We start from the raw sequence: 17,552 nt of genomic DNA on the forward strand, positions 1-17,552 counted from the left end.
CGGTCGGGTCAGAGGCTGCGCAGGATGCCGCGGCCGTAGCGCTGGAACTGGGTGTCGTCGACCATGCCGAGCGAGTGCCGCTCGACCAGCAGTTCCCACTCCGCGTAGAGCTGGGACACGCCGGGGTCGGCGGGCCCGGCCGCGCCGTCGGCGGCCTGCCTGCGCACGGCGAAGTTGACCGCGCAGGTCACCCGTTCGGTGTCGGCGCGGTCGACGCCGGCGAAATGCAGCGTCCGGTTGCCGTCGCTGACGTCCATGCCCGAGCCGCCGTGCCTGGTGTCGACCTCGCCGGGCGCCGAGCGCGCGCCGTCGACCGTGCGGGCGCCGAGGATCGCGGCGACGGCCAGTTCGTGGGCGTAGCGCTCGCCGCTGCCGATCGAGATGAACAGCAGCCGGGTGGTGGTCGCCGCGAGCAGACCGGTGCCGGTGCCCGCGGGCGGCGCGGCGACGGCGATCGCGGTCTCGAGCACGTACTCGTCGGGGGTGACGTAGCGGTGCAGCGCGTTGACCGCCGAGCGGGCCTCCTTGCGCGGCGCCATCCGGCGCACCGCGCGCTCGACATCGGCCCGGACCGGTCCCGACTTGCCCCACTCGGGCGCGGGCGGGGTGAGGTCGGGCGCGGCGACGTCGATCCGCTGGGTGGCCATGATCTGGTCGTTGATCCGGTCGACGATGCCGAGCGCGGCGGGCACGTCGTGTTCGGCGATGAGGACGGGTAGCGGGGTACGGTCGGCGGGCACGCCGGTGAGCACCGGGGTGGGATAACGCAGGTAGATCTCGATCACCACCGCGTCGTCGGCGCGCCGGTTCAGCCGCACTTTGAGCAGGTCGGCGATGGGAACATCGAGAACCCGTTCGCCATCGGTACCCGGCCGCAGAACGGTGAGACGTCCACGGCCGTGGCGCAGAATCGCTGTGGGTGTTCGTAGCTCGACGATGTCCATACCCCCTGCGCTGTAGTTGTGTCGTCGCCCACGATAAGGCGGGCATGACATGATTGTGGCCACTTGCAACAACGCGTTCGGAGCTTTCGGGAACCGTTCCCCAGCTCTGAACGTTGACCAGTGCAACTGCACCAGCAGCCGAACTGCGCGATGTATCGAACTAGACCGTACGCGGTAACGTGGCATGTCCGCATCCGAAACCCGCCGATCTCGACGCTTCGCTAGGCACACCCGGAGAAATAACCGGAAAGGACTGGGCCGTCCGGCCGACGCTCTATGAACCGCAAGACAGTGTTTCGCACTTTGGCGATCATCTCGGGCATCATGCTCATGATCTGGCTGTTCAGCTTTCTCAGCGATGACACGCGCGGCTGGGAGAGTGTCGACACCTCCGTGGCGCTCAGCCAGCTGAACGACAAAGCCAACGTCAAGAACGTCCAGATCGATGACAAGGAGCAGCAGCTCCGCATCGAATTGAACAACGGCAACGAGGCGACGAACAACAACACCAAGATCGTCGCCAAGTATCCGGGCGGCGGGGAGACCTCGGCGCAGATCTTCGACGCGGTGCAGCAGTCCGGCGCGAAGTACGACACGGTGGTCAAGCAGGAGAGCTGGCTGTCGCAGCTGCTGCTGTTCATCGTGCCGATGGTGCTGCTGGTCGGCCTGTTCATCTTCGTGATGTCGCGCATGCAGGGCGGTGGTCGCGGCGGCATGATGGGCTTCGGTAAATCGAAGGCCAAACAGCTGTCCAAGGACATGCCCAAGACCACGTTCGCCGATGTGGCCGGCGCCGACGAGGCCGTCGAAGAGCTGTACGAGATCAAGGACTTCCTGCAGAATCCGGCCCGCTACCAGGCGCTGGGCGCGAAGATCCCGAAGGGCGTGCTGCTCTACGGTCCCCCCGGTACCGGTAAGACGCTGCTCGCGCGCGCTGTCGCCGGTGAGGCGGGCGTCCCGTTCTTCACCATCTCCGGTTCGGACTTCGTCGAGATGTTCGTCGGTGTCGGCGCCTCGCGCGTGCGTGACCTGTTCGAGCAGGCCAAGCAGAACAGCCCCTGCATCATCTTCGTCGACGAGATCGACGCGGTCGGCCGCCAGCGCGGCGCCGGCCTCGGCGGCGGCCACGACGAGCGTGAGCAGACCCTCAACCAGCTGCTCGTCGAGATGGACGGCTTCGGCGACCGCACCGGCATCATCCTGATCGCGGCGACCAACCGCCCCGACATCCTCGACCCGGCGCTGCTGCGCCCCGGCCGGTTCGACCGGCAGATCCCGGTCGGCAACCCCGACCTGGCCGGTCGCCGCGCGATCCTGCGGGTGCACTCGCAGGGCAAGCCGATCTCGCCCGACGCCGACCTCGAGGGTCTGGCCAAGCGCACCGTCGGCATGTCCGGCGCCGACCTGGCCAACGTCATCAACGAGGCCGCGCTGCTCACCGCGCGTGAGCACGGCTCGGTCATCACCGGTGAATCGCTGGAGGAGTCGGTCGACCGCGTCATCGGCGGTCCGCGCCGCAAGAGCCGGATCATCAGCGAGCACGAGAAGAAGATCACCGCCTACCACGAGGGTGGCCACACCCTGGCGGCCTGGGCGATGCCCGATATCGAGCCGGTCTACAAGGTCACCATCCTGGCCCGCGGCCGCACCGGCGGCCACGCCATGACGGTGCCCGAGGACGACAAGGGCCTGATGACCCGCTCGGAGATGATCGCCCGGCTGGTGTTCGCGATGGGAGGCCGCGCGGCCGAGGAACTGGTGTTCCACGAGCCGACGACCGGCGCGTCCTCCGATATCGACCAGGCGACCAAGATCGCGCGCGGCATGGTCACCGAGTACGGCATGAGCGCCCGCCTCGGCGCGGTCCGCTACGGCCAAGAGCAGGGCGACCCGTTCCTCGGCCGCTCGATGGGCCAGGGCTCGGACTACTCGCACGAGGTGGCCCGCGAGATCGACGAGGAGGTGCGCAACCTGATCGAGGCCGCGCACACCGAGGCCTGGTCGATCCTGAGCGAGTACCGCGAGCAGCTCGACGCGCTGGCGACCGCGCTGCTCGAGCGCGAGACCCTGCACCGCAAGGACCTCGAAGAGGTGCTGGCCGGGGTCGAGAAGCGGCCGCGGATCACCGCGTTCAACGACTTCGGTGACCGTCATCCGTCCGACAAGCCCCCGGTGAAGACCCCGGGCGAGCTGGCCGCCGAGCGCGGCGAGCCGTGGCCGCCGGTGCAGCCCGCCCCGGTGCCCGCCGGTGCCCCGCTGGAACCCGCCAACGGCTACCCGGCGCAGCCGCCGCAGTACGGCCAGCCCGCTCCGCCCGCCAGCGGCTACCCGCTGCCCGCCGCGCCCACCCAGGCGATCCCGCGGCAGCAGGGCACGCACGGTTCGCGGCCCGACTACGGCGCCCCGGCCGGCTGGTCGGCGCCCGGCTGGCCGCCGCGCGACGAGCCGCAGCAGCCCCAGCCGCCGCAGGCCCCGCAGGGCCAGGGCAATGCCTGGGGCCAGCCGGAGCAGCCGCGGCACGCCGGTGGCTTCCAGCCGTGGGCTGAGCCGCCCGCCGCGCCGCCGCAGCAGCCCGGCACCGATCCGGAGAACAACGACTGGGAAGGGCCGAACGGCCGCCGCTGACCGGCGGCCAACTACGCTCGACCGTCGGATGCCGGACGATCACCGGCGTCGACATGTGGAGGTGCGGAGAAGTGTCGGCCAACAAGAAGGTCGCTGAGCCAACAGGGAACGGGTCGATCGCCGACGGCGAACTCGGCTCGACGAGCCCGACGGACCTGACGGCGCTGGCCACCGGTCGTCCGTTCGACCAGGACCGGGCCGAGCGCGCGGTCAGGGAACTGCTGCTCGCGGTCGGCGAGGATCCGGACCGTCCCGGTCTGCTCGACACGCCGGCCCGGGTGGCGCGGGCCTACCGGGAGATGTTCGCCGGGCTCTACACCGAGCCCGACGAGGTGCTGGCGACGACCTTCGACGAGGGTCACCAGGAGCTCGTGCTGGTCCGCGACATCCCGATGTTCTCGACCTGCGAGCACCACCTGGTGTCCTTCCACGGCGTCGCGCACGTCGGCTACATCCCCGGCACCCACGGCCGGGTCACCGGCCTGTCCAAGCTGGCCCGCGTCGTCGACCTGTACGCCAAGCGCCCGCAGGTGCAGGAGCGGCTGACCAGCCAGATCGCCGACGCGGTGATGCGCAGGCTGGACCCGCGCGGCGCGATCGTCGTGATCGAGGCAGAGCACCTGTGCATGGCCATGCGCGGCATCCGCAAGCCGGGCGCGAGCACCACCACCTCGGCGGTGCGCGGCCTGCTGCAGACCAACGCCGCCTCGCGCGCCGAGGCGCTGGACCTGATCCTGCGCAAATGAGCGAGCACCTCGTGACCGCGCCGCGGGACGGCCGCTCGTGTGTGGTCATGGGTGTGGTGAACGTGACCGGGGATTCGTTCTCCGACGGCGGTCGCTATCTCGATCCCGAACTCGCGATCGCGCACGGTGTCGCGCTGCACGCGGCGGGCGCCGACATCATCGACGTCGGCGGTGAGTCGACCAGGCCGGGCGCCGACCGGGTCGACCCGGCCACCGAGGCGGGCCGGGTGGCGCCGGTGATCCGCGGCCTGGTCGCCGCCGGCGTGCCGACCAGCGTCGACACCATGCGCGCCGAGGTCGCCGAGGCGGCACTGGAGGCCGGCGTCTCGGTGGTCAACGACGTCTCCGGCGGGCGCGCCGACCCGAACATGGTGAAGGTCGTCGCCGAGTCCGGCGTGCCGTGGATCCTCATGCACTGGCGCGCGGGCGCCGACTACCGCCACACCGGTCCGGCCGACCACTACGACGATGTCGTCGCCGAGGTCCGTGCCGAGCTCGCCGCCCAGGTCGAGCTGGCCGTCGCCGCCGGTGTCGCCCCCGAACGGCTGATCCTGGATCCCGGCCTCGGCTTCGCCAAGAACGCCGAGCACAACTGGGAACTGCTCGGCGCGCTGCCCGAGCTGATCGCGGACGGCCTGCCGATCCTGATCGGCGCCTCCCGGAAACGTTTCCTCGGCGCGCTGCTGGCCGACGAGTCCGGCCCGCGTCCGCCGGACGGCAGGGAGACGGCCACCGCCGCGGTCTCGGCGATCGCCGCCAGCCAGGGCGCGTGGGGTGTGCGGGTGCACGATGTGCGTGCCTCGCTGGACGCGATCGCCGTTGTCGACGCGTGGCGCCGAGCCACTGCCGCCCGAGGAGCCACCCGATGACCTCACCGCTGCTGCCACCGCCCGCCGGCCGGTCCGCGACCTCGCGGATCGAGCTGCGCGGCCTGCGCGTGTTCGGCAGGCACGGCGTGTTCGACTTCGAGCGCCGCGACGGCCAGGAGTTCGTCGTCGACCTGACGGTGTGGGTCGATTTCGCGGCGGCCGCCGCCTCCGACGACCTGGCCGACACCGTCGACTACGGCGCGCTCGCCGAACGCGCGGTGAACATCGTCGCCGGTCCGCCGCGCGATCTGATCGAGACCGTGGTCTCCGAGATCGCCGACGACGTGATGACCGATCCGCGGATCGAGGCGGTGGAAGCCGTGGTGCACAAGCCGTCCGCGCCGATCCCGCACACCTTCGCCGACGTGCGGGTGGTGGCGACGCGGTACCGCACGATCGAGCCGGGGCCGCGCCGATGAGTCGCGCCGTCCTGTCGATCGGCTCGAACCTGGGCGACCGGCTCGCGCACCTGCGCGACGTCGTCGCCGCGCTGGGGGAGCGGGTGCTCGCGGTCTCGCCGGTCTACACGACCGCGCCGTGGGGCGGTGTCGAACAGGACGACTACCTCAATGCCGTTGTGCTGGCCGAGGATCCGGCCTTCGACGACTACGCCTGGCTGCGGTTCGGGCAGGACCTCGAGCAGGCGTCGGGGCGGGTCAGGGAGATCCGGTGGGGGGCGCGCACCCTCGATGTCGACGTGGTCGCCTGCACCGACGCCACCGGTGCCACCGTCGTCCGCGCCACCGATCCCGCGCTGATCCTGCCCCACCCGCAGGCGCACAACCGGGCGTTCGTGCTGGTCCCGTGGCTCGATGTCGAGCCGTCGGCGCGACTGCGGGTCGACGGTGTCGACGTGCCGATCGCCGAATTGCTGGCCGGTCTCGACCCGGCCGAGCGCGCCGGGGTCGTGCGCACCGAGCTGGTGTTGCGGGACGAGAGCACTCGCCCGTGCTGAAGCCGACCAGGGTGCTCGATCTGGCGCTCAATGTGGTGGTCGCCGCGGCGATCGCCTGGGTTGCCACCCGATTCGCGTATTCGACCTTCCCGACCATCTCGGTCGCGGCGGGCGCGTCGCTGCTGCCGGTCGCCGCGATCGAGGCGGCGCTCGGGTTCGTCATCAAGGCCAAGATCGCCGACGAGAAGATCGGCGACGGCCCGAACGAACTGCATCCGATCAATGTCGCGCGCGCGGCCGCGCTGGCGAAGGCCTCCATGCAGGTGGGCTCGCTGGCCGCCGGTGTGTGGCTTGGCTTCCTACTGTGGGTATTCCCACAGCGCGGCACCCTGACGGCGGCCGCCGCGGATTCGCCGGGCGCGGTCGTCGGCCTGCTCGCCGGTTCCGCCCTGGTTGCTGCGGCTTTGTGGCTGGAGTATTGCTGCCGGGCCCCCGAGGAACCGCCGGACGAACCCGCTACCACCTAGCAACTTGCGGATGGAATCACCGCCGGGTTCGGTGGGCCGACCAGCACTTTCCGGCTACCCTGGCCCACATGGTTTCACCCTCCCGTAGCACTCCGCCCCGTCGACGGCGGGACGACGCGGGAAAGCTCTTCATCGGCGTGCTCATCCTGCTCGGTCTGACAGCAAGCGTTTTCCTGATCTTCAGCGAGAACGTCCAATACGTTCGAGTAGGCCTGGTAGCGGCCCTGTGGGCGGCGGTGATCGGCGCCCTCGCGGCGACTCGGTACCGCAAGGACGCCGCGGTCGACAAGGCGAAGGTGCGCGATCTCCAGACGGTGTACGAGTTGCAGCTCGAACGCGAGATCAACGCCCGCCGCGAATACGAGATGGGCGTCGAGGCGCGCGTGCGCGCCGAAGTCGGCGCCGACGCCTCCGAGATCGCCGCACTGCGGGCCGAACTCACCCTCCTCCGCCAGAACCTGCAGGTCCTCTTCGATGGCCCGCTGCCCGACGAGCAGCCCGCCCTGCAGGCCGACGCGGTCCGCATCGACGCCCTGCCCGCCGGTGGCTTCGACGCGTTCGACGACGCGGACCACGATTACGCCGATAGCCCGGTGGATGCCAATGCCGCCTGGTTCGGACCGTGGCAGCAACCGCCCAGCGCGCTGAAACCCGTCTTCATGCAGCCGGTTTCGGCCAATTTCGCCGACCCCTACGACGACCCGGTCACCGCCGAGACCTCCGCTGTCCAGCTCGACGACTACGCCGAGGCCCAGCAGGCCGAGGCCGCGCAGCCCGCCCCGACACCACCGCCGGCCCCGCAGCCCGTCGCGCCCACTCCGGCCCCGGCGAACGGCAAGACCCCGCCGCCCCGCCTGTCGGCCCCGAACACCCGCAAGGTCGACGAATTCGGCGCGACGATCTCCGACACCGCCCCGGCGAACGCCGCCAACGGCTCGCCGGCCGAGAGCGCGGCGGCGAACGGTACGCCCACCGAGCCCACCGCCACCGGCACGGCCGGTGCCCCGGTGTCGGCCGACCCCTACGTCGCCCCGGCAGCGGACAGCACTCCCGCCTCGCCCGAGCCCGCCGCGGACACCGACGGCCCCGCCGAGGCCCCGGCCGCACCCAAGCCCGCCGACCCCACCCCGACCGTCGGCACCAGCTCCCGTCGCCGCCGCCGCGCCGAGGAAGAGGGTGCCCCGCGCCTATCGGTCGCCGACATCATGGCCAACCTCCAGTCGGAGTCCGGCGCGCGCAACTGACGCACCGGCATCGAACCGCTCGCGCCGCACCGGCGTGGGCGGTTTGTCGTTTTCCGGCATCGCCGCAGGTGGCGAACGAGTCGTAGATCACGTGACGGGTCCGTGGCGGCGCTCGGGGGCTCCCCGATATTCTCGATCCGTAACGTCCGGTACCCGCACTGCGGGACTGGAACGCAAATCGAGAGGACAGTGTTGACCTCGAGAAGTGTCAATTCCGATGGCGCGAACGTGGGTGTCGACCCTGCGCCCGCACGACTGACGGTGGGAATCGTCTCGGCGGGACGGGTGGGTTCGGCGCTCGGTGTCGCGCTCGAGCGAGCCGGTCACGTGGTGTTCGGTGTCGCCGCGATCTCCGATGCCTCGGTGCACCGGGCGCAGACGCGGCTGCCCGATTCGCAGATCCTGCCGGTGGAGCAGATCGCCCAGCGCAGCGAGCTGCTCCTGCTCGCCGTCCCCGACGCCGAGCTGGCCGGGCTGGTCCGCGGCCTGGCCAGTGCCGGGGTCGTGCGTCCCGGCACGATCGTGGTGCACACCGCGGGCGCGCACGGCGTCGGCGTGCTCGCGCCGCTCACCGAACAGGGCGCGCTCGGCCTGGCCATCCATCCCGCGATGACCTTCACCGGCCACGACGAGGACATCGACCGCCTCGCCAACGCCTGCTTCGGCGTCACCGCCGCCGACGAGGTCGGCTACGCGATCGGCCAGGCGCTGGTCATCGAGATGGGCGGCGAGCCGGTGAAGGTGGCCGAGGAGCAGCGCACGCTGTACCACGCCGCCCTCGCGCACGGCGCCAATCACCTGGTCACGGTCATCGTCGACGCGGTCACCGCGCTGCGCGCGGCCATGGACGGGCCGGGCCTGCTCGGTCAGCCGGTGGTCGACGATCAGCCGGGCGGCCTGCCCGAGCGCCTGCTCGCCCCGCTCGTCTCCGCCGCGCTGGACAACGCGCTGCGCCGCGGCAAGGCCGCGCTGACCGGCCCGGTCGCGCGCGGTGACGTCGACGCGGTCGCCGCGCACCTGTCCGCGCTGGCCGCGGTGGACGAGCGCCTGGCCGCCGCCTATCGCGCGATGTCGCTGCGCACCGCCGAACTCGCCCAGACCAATCCGGCCCTGCTGGACCTGCTCGCCAAGGAAGGCCACTGATGGAACCCAGAGAAGTGCACCACCACCAGGGCGGCGCGCGGGCCACCGGCGCGTACAAGCCCGGCGTGCTGACCGTCCACCACAGCCCCGAGGTCGTCGACACAGTGACCAAGGCGCTGCGCGGCGCGGGCCGCACGATCGGTTTCGTGCCGACCATGGGCGCGCTGCACGAGGGCCACCTGCAGCTGGTCCGCCAGGCCAAGCTGACCAATCAGGTCGTGATCGTCTCGATCTTCGTCAACCCGCTGCAGTTCGGCGCGAACGAGGATCTCGACGCCTACCCGCGCACCCTCGACGCCGACCTCGAACTGCTCCGGCACGAGGGTGTCGACCTGGTGTTCGCGCCGTCGGTGTCCGACATGTACCCCGAGGGCCCGCGCACCACGGTGCTGCCCGGCCCGATCGGCGCCGAGCTCGAGGGCGGCAGCAGGCCGACGCACTTCGCGGGCATGCTCACCGTCGTCGCCAAGCTGCTCAATATCGCGCACGCCTCCGAGGCGTACTTCGGCGAGAAGGACTACCAGCAGCTCACGCTGATCCGGCAGATGGTCCGCGACCTGAACATGGACGTGAAGATCGTCGCCTACCCGACGGTCCGCGAGCCCGACGGTCTGGCGCTGTCCTCGCGCAACCGCTACCTCGACGCCGCCCAGCGGGAGTCGGCGCTCGGCCTGTCGGCCGCGCTGGCCGCGGGCAGGCACGCCGCCGGCCTCGGCCCGGAGGCGGTCGTGCGGGCGGCGCGCGCCGTCATCGACGCCGTCGACGGTCTCGACGTGGACTACCTCGAACTGCGCGACAGCAACCTGGGCCCCGCGCCCACCGCGGGCAATGCCCGGTTGCTCGTCGCCGCCAAGGTCGGCGACACCCGCCTGATCGACAATGCCCCGATTGTTCTCGGCGCCCAGATCGACGGGCACCCCGACGCGAACTCCCTGCCTGCCGCGCAGGCGAACTGAGAAAGGCGACGACGATGTTGCGCACCATGATGAAGTCGAAGATCCACCGTGCCACGGTGACCCACGCCGACCTGCACTACGTGGGCTCGGTGACCGTCGACCAGGATCTGCTCGACGCCGCCGATCTGCTCGAGGGCGAGCAGGTCTGCATCGTCGACATCGACAACGGCGCCCGGCTGGAGACCTACGTCATCGCCGGCGAGCGCGGTTCGGGCGTGATCGGGATCAACGGCGCCGCCGCCCATCTCGTGCACCCCGGCGACCTGGTCATCCTGATCGCCTACGGCCAGATGGACGAGCAGGAGCTGCGCGACTACGACCCCAAGGTGGTCTTCGTCGACGACCGCAACCGCCCGGTGGAGCTCGGTTCGGACCCGGCGCACGCGCCCGAGGGTTCCGGCCTGACCTCCCCGCGCTCCCTGTCGTTCGCCTGAGCGCGGCGGGGGGACAGCGATGCTGCTGACGATCGACGTCCGCAACACCGGGATCGAACTGGGCCTGTTCACCGGCAGCGGCGAGCACGCGAAACTGGCGCGGCACTGGCGTATCCACACCAATCCGCTGCTCACCGCCGACGAGTTCGCCATGCAGGTGCGTGGCCTGGTCGGTGCCGAGCTCGACCAGGTGGTCGGCGTCTCGGCCTTGTCGACGGTGCCGCCGGTGCTGCGCGAGCTGCGCACCATGCTCGCGCGCTACTGGGCGCACGTGCCGCATGTGCTGGTCGAACCCGGCGTGCGGACCGGCATCCCGCTGCTGGTGGACAACCCGAAGGAGGTCGGCGCCGACCGCATCGTCAACTGCCTGGCGGCCTACCGCCGCTTCGGTGGTCCGGCGATCGTGGTCGATTTCGGCACCGCCATCTGCGTCGACCTGGTCTCGGCCAAGGGCGAGTTCTTGGGCGGTGTGATCGCGCCCGGCGTGGAGATCTCCACCGAGGCGCTGGTCGAGCGCAGCGCGCTGCGCCGGGTGGAACTCACCCGCCCGCGCTCGGTGCTCGGCAAGAACAGCATGGAATGCATGCAGTCCGGCGCCGTGTTCGGTTTCGCGGGCCTGGTCGACGGCCTGATCGATCGCATCCGCGACGAGTTCGACGCCTTCGCGGGCACCGATGTCACCGTGGTCGCGACGGGCGCGGGCGCGCCGCTGATCGTGCCGGAATCGGAGACCATCGATCAGCACGAGCCGCATCTGACGCTGACCGGGCTGCGCCACGTCTACGAACGCAACAAGAAGTGACTGTGGCGCAGGTCATTTTCGCCGGAGCGCGTGTCAACTGCTAAACTCACGCTCGTGTCCTTCCGTGTGAGCACCCAGGAGTGTTGTCGAGGCTGACCTGCCTCGACCGTTCGAGGCTGACGTTTTCCCCTCGACCGTTTCGCACCTCCTGGAGATTCGCTCATGCGTTCTTCTGTCCTTTCCCTGACGTCCGCCCGCGACGGCTACTCCGCGACGCCCCCGCTCGACCGGGCGGTGGCTTCGGCGTTGCCGACCCGGCTGCGGCCCGCTGACCTGCTGCGACTCACCGACGAGGGCGCCGAAGACGTTCTCGCCGGTCGCTACGATCACCTGCTGCCCGCCGACGGCGTCTGGCCGACAGAGGAACGCTGGGCCACCCGGCTGATCGCCGACGACGAGGTCGATGTCTGGCTGATCAGCTGGACGCCGGGTAAATCCACCGAATTGCACGATCACGCCGGCTCGCTGGGCGCGCTCACCGTGCTCAGCGGCGCGCTCTCGGAATTCCGCTGGAATGGTTCCGAGTTACGCAGGCGCACGCTCGCCGCCGGCGATCAGGCCTCGTTCCCGATCGGCTGGGTACACGACGTGGTGCGGGCGCCCGCCGCCGCCGAATCCGTCGGCCCGCTGGATCCCACGCTGAGCGTGCACGCCTATTCCCCGCCGTTGTCGGCGATGTCCTATTACGAGGTGACCGGACACGGCACCTTGCGGCGAACCAAAACCGTCCTCACCGACCAGCCCGAAGGTGACCTGTGATGAGTCGTTTGACGATTGATCAGATGCTCGAGAACGCCCGCGCCGACCTACGCAGGCTCTACGTCTACGACCTGTCCGCCGCATTGGCCAGGGGTGCGATTCTGGTGGACATCCGCCCGGCCGCGCAGCGGGTTCGTGAAGGTTCCCTACCCGGTGCGCTGGTCATCGAACGCAATGTCCTGGAATGGCGCCTCGACCCGACCTCGTCGGCGCGTTTGTCGCTGGCCGTCGACCACGACGTGGAATGGATCATCTTCTGCTCGGAGGGCTACACCTCGAGTTTGGCGGCGGCGTCGTTGCAGCAGCTCGGTTTGCACCGCGCCACCGATCTCATCGGCGGCTACCAGGCATTGAAGTCCGCGGGCTTGCTGACCGTCGCCGTGGGGGCGCCGCACTTTGCCCGTGAGGTGAATGCGCTCGCCTCGTTGTAGGACACCTGGCCGGTGGCCGGGCCGCCCGAGCGGTGGCCCGGCCACTGCTCGTCCAGGGGTGAGTTGGCTTGTCGGCGTGCTGATTCGGGGGCCTCGGGTGCGTGAGTTTGTTTCGATGGTGTGACGTGGATTGCATTCGGCCGAGGAATGGCCGGTGCGGTGTCCGGTTACCGACGAGTCGTCCGTGGGCGGGCCGCTTATCCATTTCCGGCGCACGCTACTGTTATCGGATGTGAGCACCCCTAACCCCGCCGATACCGGCCGCGCCGTCAGTTCCGCCGTGGACAGCGATGTTCCCGAGCAGATGCGGATTCGCCGGGACAAGCGGGAACGGCTGCTCGCCGAGGGCGGTGAGGCCTATCCGGTGGTGGTGCCCCGCACGCATACGCTGGCCGAAATTCGGGCCGCCTACCCGGATCTGGAGCCCGATACCCAGACCGGTCTGCAGGCCGGCATCGCGGGCCGCGTCATTTTCGTCCGCAATACCGGCAAGCTCTGCTTCGCCACCCTGCAGGAGGGCGACGGCACCAAGCTGCAGGCGATGATCAGCCTCAACGGCGTCGGCGCCGACGCGCTGGCCGCCTGGAAGTCCGATGTGGACCTCGGTGACTTCGTGTTCGTGCACGGTGAGGTCATCTCCTCGCGGACCGGTGAATTGAGCGTGATGGCCGATTCCTGGTCGATGGCGGCCAAGTCGCTGCGGCCGCTGCCGGTCGCGCACAAGGAGATGAACGAGGAGTCGCGCGTCCGGCAGCGCTACGTCGACCTGATCGTGCGTCCCGAGGCCAGGGAAATGGCCCGTACCCGCGTGAACGTGGTCCGCGCGCTGCGCACCGCGCTGGAGCGCCGCGGCTTCCTCGAGGTCGAGACCCCGATGCTGCAGACCATCCACGGCGGCGCGGCGGCGCGCCCGTTCGTCACCCATTCCAATGCCCTGGACATGGAGTTGTTCCTGCGTATCGCGCCGGAACTGTTCCTGAAGCGCTGTGTGGTCGGCGGCCTGGAGAAGGTCTTCGAGATCAACCGGAACTTCCGCAACGAGGGCGCCGACTCGACCCATTCGCCCGAGTTCGCGATGCTGGAAACCTACGAGGCTTACGGCACCTATGACGACTCCGCGAAGATGACCCGGGAATTGATCCAGGAAGTCGCGCAGGAGGCATTCGGCACCCTCGTGGTGACACTGGCCGACGGTACGGAATATGATCTCGGCGGCGAGTGGACGACGGTCGAGATGTATCCGTCGCTGTCGGAGTCGATCGGTGTCGAGGTCACTCCCGAAACCACTGTCGAGGAATTGCTGGCGCTCGCCGATCGGGTCGGTCTGGAAATTCCCACGGGCAAGGGCTACGGTCACGGGAAACTTGTCGAAGAACTGTGGGAACACGCGTATGGCGACAAGCTGTACGCGCCGACTTTCGTTCGCGACTTCCCGGTCGAGACGTCGCCGCTGACGCGTCAGCACCGCAGCAAGGGCGGCGTCACGGAGAAGTGGGACCTGTATGTTCGCGGCTTCGAGTTGGCAACGGGCTATTCGGAGTTGGTCGACCCGGTGATCCAGCGGGAACGGTTCGTCGATCAGGCGAGGCTGGCCGCCGCGGGCGATGACGAGGCCATGGTGCTGGACGAAGACTTCCTCGCCGCGATGGAACACGGCATGCCGCCGACCACCGGAACCGGTATGGGAATCGATCGCTTGTTGATGGCACTGACCGGTTTGGGAATCCGGGAAACGATCCTGTTCCCGATTGTCCGCCCGACTAGTCGCTGACCAGTCGATTTGCGGGGTGAAGACCTCGTGTTGGAATTTTCGTAATTAGAGGTATTCTTGCCCTGGGTATTCGGCCTGGAGGCAGGCTTGACGATTTCGAGAGGACGTTCATCTCATGGCAAAGAAGGTCACCGTTAGCCTGATCGACGATGTCGACGGTGAGTCCATCGCGGACGAGACCATCGAGTTCGCTATCGATGGCGTGTCGTACGAGATCGATCTGTCCGAGGCTAACGCGGCGCGGCTGCGCGAAGGCTTGGACGAGTGGGTCGCCAACGCCCGTCGCGTGAGTGGCCGTCGCCGGGTGAAGGCGGCAGGGGCGCCGGCACCGCAGGGGAAGAGCCGAGTTTCCATGGACCGGGAACAGAGCGCCGCAATTCGTGAATGGGCCCGCCGCAAGGGCCACAAGGTCTCCGCGCGCGGCCGCATCTCGGCCGACATCACTGAGGCGTACAACAAGGAAGTCGGCAAGGCCTGAAGTTCGACGGCGGTCCGGGGTTGCTGACGCGGCGATCCCGGACCGCTCTGCTGTCAACGGTGTACCCGCAGGTCGGGACATGCGTGGGCGGACTCAGGGGAACTCCTGGGGAGATAGACTGATGTTCGTGCGCAAGGTTTTTCACGTCGGCGATGGCCGACCGTCCGACCCGATCCGGCGAGTACATGGGTAACTCACCGGGTACGGGCGAACGGGCGAAGGTCTCACCGCCGCCCGCCGTCGATTCGGCCAACGCGCACGAGTCCGGCCAAAATCGCGGAGAGGCGGGACTGTGACCGGCATGGCGAGTTCTTTTTTGCGGTATACCGATGACACGGGGCGCCAGCACGAGCTGGCGCTCGAACCCGCGCAGCAGCGGTTCACCATCGGCCGCAATGTGCAGGCCGACCTCGTCCTCGGCTGGGACGCCGAGGTCTCCCGTCTGCATGCCGCCGTCGAGTACCTGGGCGCGCACTGGACCATCGTCGACGACGGCCTGTCCCGCAACGGCACCTTCGTCAACGGCGAGCGGCTGATCGGCAGGCGCAGGCTGAGCCCGGGTGACCGCATCCGGGTCGGCACCACGCTGGTGCATTTCTTCGATTTCGGCGGGGTCGTCGACGACGCGACGCACACCGCGTCCGGTTCCATTCCCACCATGCGCTCGCTCACCGAGACCCAGCGCGCGGTGCTGATCGCGCTGTGCCGCCCGTACAAGCACGGCACCGGTTTCGCCACCCCCGCCTCGAATCAGCAGATCGCCGAGGAATTGTTCCTTTCCATCGACGCGATCAAGACGCATCTGCGCGCGCTGTTCGCGAAATTCGGGGTGGAGAACCTGCCGCAGAACCAGAAGCGCACCCGGCTGGCGGCGCTGGCGATGCAGAGCGGGATGATCTCCGACCACGATCTGTGAGGTCGCGACGCTCGCGCAGGTGCCTGAGCGTCTGAACCATGTCGGCGAGCCGCATGACAAGGTTGACTTACTCGTAACACCGGAGCACAGGGATCGAGCTCCGGAACACGAGTCAGGAGACCTCACATGTTCGCACTTCGGATGGCCGCCATGGTTCTGGCGCTGCTCAGCACCGGGCTGATCGCGGGTGTGTTCTACGCCTACGCGATCTCGGTGATGCCGGCCCTGGCGCGGACCGGCGACCGCACGCTGATCGACGTCATGCAGAAGATCAACGTGGTGATCATCAACCCGTGGTTCATGCTCGGCTTCCTCGGCACGGTCGGGTTCACGGCGCTGGCCGCGGCCCTGTCGCTGGGCAAGGAACACCGCACCACGCTGATCTGGCTCGGCGTCGCCCTCGCGCTGAACGTGATCGCCTTCGCCGTCACCTCGGGGCTGAACGTGCCGCTCAACGACGCGCTCGCCGCGGCGGGTGACCCGTCGGCGATCGCCGACACCGCGGCCGTGCGGGCCGACTTCGAGGCGGCCTGGGTGCGCTGGAACATCGTCCGCGGGGTGCTGCACACGCTGGCGTTCCTGGTGCTGTGCGGCGCGCTGTTCGCGGCGGGTGTGCAGCAGGGCAAGACGAGCGCCGCGGGCGCCGGTGCGGTTGCCGGTCAGCCGGTTCCCCAGGCGATGGGCGCGCCGCTGGCCGGTGGCTACGCGCCCGCGCCGTTCCAGCGTTGATGGCGATCTGCCAATAGGGCCACGCGATCACTAGAACGTGTTCCATGATGAGCGGAACACGTTCTAGTGAGGAGTCGTTTCATGCGACGTAGTTCGGGATCGTTGCTGGTACTGGCCGCCGCCGCGCTGCTGACCTGGGGGACCGGGGGCACCGCCGCCGCCGAGTATCCGGTCGACTACAACTTCTTCGCCGGCATCGCCCCGGAGCTCGCCAACCCCGGCGGCGCGCTGCCCGGCGCGAACGATCCGGGCTGCGTCCCCTCCGCCGAGCATCCGAACCCGGTGGTGCTGCTGCACGGCACCGGCGGTGGCGCGCAGACGAATTGGGGCGTGTACGCCCCGCTGCTGGCCAACGAGGGCTACTGCGTCTTCGCCCTCACCTACGGCGCGTACGGGTTGCCCTGGCCGGTCTCGGCGGTCGGCGGGATGCGGCCCATCGAGCAGAGCGCGGCCGAGGTGTCGGCCTTCGTCGACCGGGTGCTCGCGCGCACCGGCGCGGCGCGGGTCGACTTCGTCGCTCATTCGCAGGGCAACATCGTCGGCAACTACTACATCAAGCGCCTCGGCGGCGCGGCCAAGGTGGACAAGCTGGTCGGGATCGCCCCGCCGTGGCTCGGCACCAACGCGCTCGGCGCGGGCGACATCGCGGCCTACAGCCGGGCGCTGGGCGCCGGTCCCGCCTTCGACGCGGTCGCCACCTCGCTGTGCCAGGCGTGCGGGCAGATGCTGACCGGCGACGACTTCATGGCCGCCCTCAACGCCGACGGGGTGTACAGCCCGCAGGTCACCTACACGAACATCGTCTCCTCGATCGACGAGCTGGTCGTGCCCCACACCTCCGGCCTGGTGCCCGGACCGAACGCCACTTCCGTCGTCGTCCAGGACGGCTGCGCCCAGGACTACTCCGAGCACTTGGCCATCGCGGGCAGCCCGCGCGCGGCCGGTCACGTCCTCAACGCCCTGGATCCGGCCCGTCAGGCCCCGGTTCCGTGCGAGTTCGTGCCGCCGTTCACCGGCTGAGGCCGTCACCGCTCCGTCATATTTCGCTGTAGGCAAAACTCCGAGGGAAACGAATGCCGCGACGTGCGCGTTATGAATGAATGACCATGTTGCCGCCGGTCATCAATAGGGTGGACCGGCGGCGGCGGAATCCCCTGCCAACTAGAGTGGAGGCGGGGGCCGCAACCCCCGGGCTTCATGGCAGGCTGACGGCGACAGTTGTCGGTCCGACGCCCTAGGTTGTACCGAGCACACTGCGGCGTCTGTTGCCAGAATGTCGGAGC

General features: G+C 69.4%; 19 protein-coding genes. 18 read left to right on the forward strand and 1 reads right to left on the reverse strand.

Going from position 1 to position 17,552, the window contains the following annotated elements; translation table 11 throughout:
• Positions 1 to 8: 8 nt before the first annotated feature.
• Positions 9 to 944 (reverse strand): hypothetical protein, encoded by a 936-nt coding sequence (locus AB0L91_RS14005; protein WP_355270663.1) that lies wholly within the window; start codon positions 942 to 944, stop codon positions 9 to 11.
• Positions 945 to 1,220: 276 nt separating this feature from the next.
• On the opposite strand from AB0L91_RS14005, the gene ftsH reads away from it, so the two are divergent.
• From ftsH to AB0L91_RS14095, 18 genes are all read left to right on the forward strand, one after another.
• A complete protein-coding gene (gene ftsH / locus AB0L91_RS14010) occupies positions 1,221 to 3,569 on the forward strand; it encodes an ATP-dependent zinc metalloprotease FtsH (protein WP_357346137.1) in 2,349 nt (782 codons plus the stop codon).
• A gap of 71 nt (positions 3,570 to 3,640) precedes the next feature.
• Complete coding sequence (gene folE / locus AB0L91_RS14015) at positions 3,641 to 4,315, forward strand: GTP cyclohydrolase I FolE (RefSeq protein WP_355270666.1); 675 nt, start codon at positions 3,641 to 3,643, stop codon at positions 4,313 to 4,315.
• Positions 4,312 to 5,184: a dihydropteroate synthase gene (gene folP, locus AB0L91_RS14020; RefSeq protein WP_355270667.1), complete on the forward strand. Its 873-nt coding sequence runs from the start codon at positions 4,312 to 4,314 to the stop codon at positions 5,182 to 5,184. The genes folE and folP overlap by 4 nt, the downstream gene beginning before the upstream one ends.
• Positions 5,181 to 5,603, forward strand: coding sequence for a dihydroneopterin aldolase (gene folB / locus AB0L91_RS14025; RefSeq protein ID WP_357346140.1), 423 nt, complete (start codon positions 5,181 to 5,183; stop codon positions 5,601 to 5,603). Before folP ends, folB begins: the two co-directional genes overlap by 4 nt.
• Positions 5,600 to 6,139, forward strand: a complete 540-nt coding sequence (gene folK / locus AB0L91_RS14030) for a 2-amino-4-hydroxy-6-hydroxymethyldihydropteridine diphosphokinase (RefSeq protein WP_365009941.1) — start codon at positions 5,600 to 5,602, stop codon at positions 6,137 to 6,139. Before folB ends, folK begins: the two co-directional genes overlap by 4 nt.
• The gene (locus AB0L91_RS14035; protein ID WP_355270672.1) at positions 6,133 to 6,606 is read left to right on the forward strand and encodes a DUF3180 domain-containing protein; all 474 of its coding nucleotides are present in this window, start codon (positions 6,133 to 6,135) and stop codon (positions 6,604 to 6,606) included. Before folK ends, AB0L91_RS14035 begins: the two co-directional genes overlap by 7 nt.
• 68 nt (positions 6,607 to 6,674) lie before the next feature.
• Positions 6,675 to 7,850 (forward strand): DUF6779 domain-containing protein, encoded by a 1,176-nt coding sequence (locus tag AB0L91_RS14040; RefSeq protein WP_365009944.1) that lies wholly within the window; start codon positions 6,675 to 6,677, stop codon positions 7,848 to 7,850.
• A 228-nt stretch (positions 7,851 to 8,078) separates the two neighbouring features.
• Positions 8,079 to 8,993, forward strand: coding sequence for a DUF2520 domain-containing protein (locus tag AB0L91_RS14045; protein ID WP_357346145.1), 915 nt, complete (start codon positions 8,079 to 8,081; stop codon positions 8,991 to 8,993).
• Positions 8,993 to 9,949 (forward strand): pantoate--beta-alanine ligase, encoded by a 957-nt coding sequence (gene panC, locus AB0L91_RS14050; RefSeq protein WP_365009947.1) that lies wholly within the window; start codon positions 8,993 to 8,995, stop codon positions 9,947 to 9,949. The genes AB0L91_RS14045 and panC overlap by 1 nt, the downstream gene beginning before the upstream one ends.
• A gap of 14 nt (positions 9,950 to 9,963) precedes the next feature.
• On the forward strand, positions 9,964 to 10,383 hold the full coding sequence (panD, locus tag AB0L91_RS14055; protein ID WP_110041391.1) for an aspartate 1-decarboxylase: 420 nt from the start codon (positions 9,964 to 9,966) through the stop codon (positions 10,381 to 10,383).
• A 19-nt stretch (positions 10,384 to 10,402) separates the two neighbouring features.
• On the forward strand, positions 10,403 to 11,185 hold the full coding sequence (locus tag AB0L91_RS14060) for a type III pantothenate kinase (protein WP_355270679.1): 783 nt from the start codon (positions 10,403 to 10,405) through the stop codon (positions 11,183 to 11,185).
• 162 nt (positions 11,186 to 11,347) lie between these two features.
• The gene (locus AB0L91_RS14065) at positions 11,348 to 11,944 is read left to right on the forward strand and encodes a cysteine dioxygenase family protein (protein ID WP_355270681.1); all 597 of its coding nucleotides are present in this window, start codon (positions 11,348 to 11,350) and stop codon (positions 11,942 to 11,944) included.
• A gap of 8 nt (positions 11,945 to 11,952) precedes the next feature.
• Complete coding sequence (locus AB0L91_RS14070) at positions 11,953 to 12,375, forward strand: rhodanese-like domain-containing protein (protein WP_218720644.1); 423 nt, start codon at positions 11,953 to 11,955, stop codon at positions 12,373 to 12,375.
• Positions 12,376 to 12,679: 304 nt separating this feature from the next.
• Positions 12,680 to 14,146, forward strand: coding sequence for a lysine--tRNA ligase (gene lysS, locus AB0L91_RS14075; protein ID WP_355271703.1), 1,467 nt, complete (start codon positions 12,680 to 12,682; stop codon positions 14,144 to 14,146).
• A gap of 115 nt (positions 14,147 to 14,261) precedes the next feature.
• Positions 14,262 to 14,624 carry an Lsr2 family protein gene (locus tag AB0L91_RS14080; RefSeq protein WP_019044650.1) on the forward strand — a complete coding sequence of 121 codons (363 nt, stop codon included), beginning with the start codon at positions 14,262 to 14,264 and terminating at the stop codon, positions 14,622 to 14,624.
• A gap of 301 nt (positions 14,625 to 14,925) precedes the next feature.
• Positions 14,926 to 15,540 carry an FHA domain-containing protein gene (locus AB0L91_RS14085; protein ID WP_355270683.1) on the forward strand — a complete coding sequence of 205 codons (615 nt, stop codon included), beginning with the start codon at positions 14,926 to 14,928 and terminating at the stop codon, positions 15,538 to 15,540.
• Between the two features lie 126 nt (positions 15,541 to 15,666).
• The gene (locus tag AB0L91_RS14090; RefSeq protein WP_365009952.1) at positions 15,667 to 16,269 is read left to right on the forward strand and encodes an anthrone oxygenase family protein; all 603 of its coding nucleotides are present in this window, start codon (positions 15,667 to 15,669) and stop codon (positions 16,267 to 16,269) included.
• 81 nt (positions 16,270 to 16,350) lie between these two features.
• Positions 16,351 to 17,289, forward strand: coding sequence for an alpha/beta fold hydrolase (locus AB0L91_RS14095; protein ID WP_365009954.1), 939 nt, complete (start codon positions 16,351 to 16,353; stop codon positions 17,287 to 17,289).
• Positions 17,290 to 17,552 lie beyond the last annotated feature (263 nt).

Source organism: Nocardia sp. NPDC051833, assembly GCF_040681225.1.
Classification (GTDB): Bacteria; Actinomycetota; Actinomycetes; order Mycobacteriales; family Mycobacteriaceae; genus Nocardia.